The sequence below is a fragment of the Streptomyces prasinopilosus genome (genome assembly GCF_001419695.1).
GTDB lineage: Bacteria > Actinomycetota > Actinomycetes > Streptomycetales > Streptomycetaceae > Streptomyces > Streptomyces prasinopilosus.
The window spans coordinates 1-2,586 of record NZ_LIRG01000895.1 but is presented as its reverse complement, the minus strand read 5'-3'; the positions used below and the strand labels follow the sequence as shown (position 1 = coordinate 2,586).

General features: G+C 71.4%; 2 protein-coding genes. Both read left to right on the top strand.

Translation table 11 applies throughout. The annotated features are described in order from the left end of the window. The coding region (gene traA / locus AOK18_RS28135; protein ID WP_055696150.1) for a plasmid transfer protein TraA at positions 1 to 449 on the top strand (449 nt) is incomplete at its 5' end. A 72-nt stretch (positions 450 to 521) separates the two neighbouring features. Then, positions 522 to 2,522: a plasmid transfer protein TraB gene (gene traB / locus AOK18_RS33155; protein WP_055696149.1), complete on the top strand. Its 2,001-nt coding sequence runs from the start codon at positions 522 to 524 to the stop codon at positions 2,520 to 2,522. Positions 2,523 to 2,586 lie beyond the last annotated feature (64 nt).

The following is a 2,586-nucleotide window of genomic DNA, read 5'->3' as shown; positions in this document are numbered from 1 at the left end:
ACAAGACCAAGGTGGGCGGCGGACTGAACCTGACGTTCAACGCCACCGACAAGGGCGTCCCCGCCCAGGGGGCAACCGCGGGCCAGGGCGGCACGGCCGGCAAGGGCACCCCGGGCGCCGACTTCATGTCCAACGAGGACATCCGCGCCTTCTCCGAGCACCTGCGCAAGGAGGCCCGCAACCGGGCCGTGGAGCGCTCCATGGACGCCGCCCAGCTCGAGGCCCGCCTGCGCAACATCCCCGACGCGTCCGGCCGCATGGCGGGCTCCCGGGCCCGCGCCCGCCGCGTCACCCGCTACCTCAAGCTCATCGCCGCCGGGGAGAAGGCCATCGCGAAGTGGTCCACCGCCCTGTACTCCGCCTTTGAGCGGGAGTTCGAGGCCGAACTCATCAAGATCGGCAAGGGGCGCAAGGCCGACACCGCCGCCCGCACCTTCAACTGGCGCTGACACCCCGCCCGACCTGCACTGACACCCCGCTGACACCCCCGCTGACACCCCCACCGAACAGGAGCTGACACCGTGGCCGACAGCCCGAAGGGCGACCTCTACAAGGCCGTCAAGCACCCCCGCATGAGGCCCTGGCTGGCCGTCGCCGCCGAGCTGCCCGCCACCCTCACCGCCCACCACCTGTGGGGCACCAGCCCCCTCGCCGGCGTCGGCCTCACCCTCGCCGCCGGCGCCCTCACCGCCGCCACCTGGTGGGGCGGCGAAGGCACCAAACCCGCCCGCCGCCTCCACGCCACCCTCTCCACCGCCGCCGGCACCTCCTACCTCGTCATCGGCACCGTCACCGACCCCCTCGACCCCGCCCTCCTGTCCACCCTCGTCATCGGCGGCGCCGTCGCCGCCGGCTCCTGGAACGTCCGCCAGGCCCTGCGCGTCAACCCCGACCCCAAGGACAACCAGCAGGGATCCGTGGAGACCGGCGTCCTCGTCAAGGCCATCGGCAACGCAAAAGCCCAGCTCCGCGGCGCCCCCAAGGTCGAACCGAACAAGGTCACCGCCCCCCTCCAGCTCGCCCCCGGCCAGATGAGCGCCGACGAACTCGGCAACCGGGCCAAGCACATCGCCTCCGAACTGGGCATCTCACCCACCTCCATCCGCATCCAGGCCGACCCCGAGCGCGCCGACCGCGCCGACCTCATCGTCGTCCCGCAGGACATGCTCAAGCAGCCCTCCGACTGGCCCGGCCCCTCCCACCTGGGCGAATCCATCACCGAACCCATCGTCATCGGCGTCTACGAGGACGGCGCCGAAGCCGTCCTGTGGTTCCCCGCCGGCCCCGGCCGCAACGCCACCCACTTCCTCACCGCCGGCATGAACGGCTCCGGGAAGTCGGCGGGCCAGTCCGTCGCCATCACCGAGGCCCTCACCCGCCGCGACACCGTCGTCTGGGCCATCGACCCCTCCAAGGGCATGCAGACCTTCGCCCCGTTCCTGCCCTACCTCGACTGGGTGGAGATGACCACCGCGGGCGGCGAAGCCATGATCGACGCGTTGTCGCAGGTCATCACCGCCCGCGCCGACCACATGGGCCGCCACGGGCACAAGAACTGGACGCCCGAGGTGTACGCCGAACTCGGCATGCCCTACATGATCGTCTGGATCGAGGAAGCCGCCAAGTTCTTCCGCAACGGCACCGAAATGGAAGGCCTCGTCATGGAGGCCCGCTCCGCCGGCATCAGCGTCATCATCAGCCTCCAGCGCCCCTCCGCCACCTCCATGCCCACCGACGTCCGCGAACAGCTCGGCGGCGTCCTCTGCTTCGGCGTCAAGGGCTCCACCACCGCCGACATGGCCCTCCCCGACGACGTCCGCGACGCCGGCGCCCGCCCCGAAGCCTGGGAGAACCGCCGCCCCGGCTACGCCTACCTCGTCGCCCCCGGAGTCGACGAGGACCGCTACCCCAACCCGCTGCGCACCTACCGCATCGACGACGACCAGATCAGCGCCGCCCTCGCCATCGCCCCCCGCCCCACCATCGACTCCGTCACCGCCGCGGCCGCCGGCGACGCCTACGAACAGCGCACCCGCTACGACGCCGACACCGCCCTGACCAGCACCGACACCGCCCCCACCATCGTCATGAGCAAGGAGGACACCATGGCCGACGACGACCAGGTCGTCACCCGGCAGGCCGAACGCTCCATCTACGAGACCGCCGCCACCGCCGGCATCGACACCGACGGCCTGATCGACGCCGACCCCGACAAGGAGATCCCCCCCGCCACCCAGGTGTGGACGTTCGCCGAACCGGCCGCCACCCAGCCCCGGGACCTGAGCCCCGAACAGGCCGTGGCCGAACTGATGGCCATCCTCGACGAATTCCGGGCCGCGGACCGCGACCTCATCGGCCCCAAGGACTTCCAGCCGTACTGGGGCAAGGGCAACCGCCTGGACCGCTCGAGGGCCTGGACCAGCGAACGCCTCGGGGACCTCGCCGACGCCGGAATCCACCTGAAGGAGACCGACGAGATCGGCGTCTACCGCCTCCTCGACCCCGAACCTGCAGGGGTCTGACACCCCCTCTGACCAGCAGCGACACCGGCTGACGGCTTGATCGGCCGTCAGCCGGCTGTCGCTG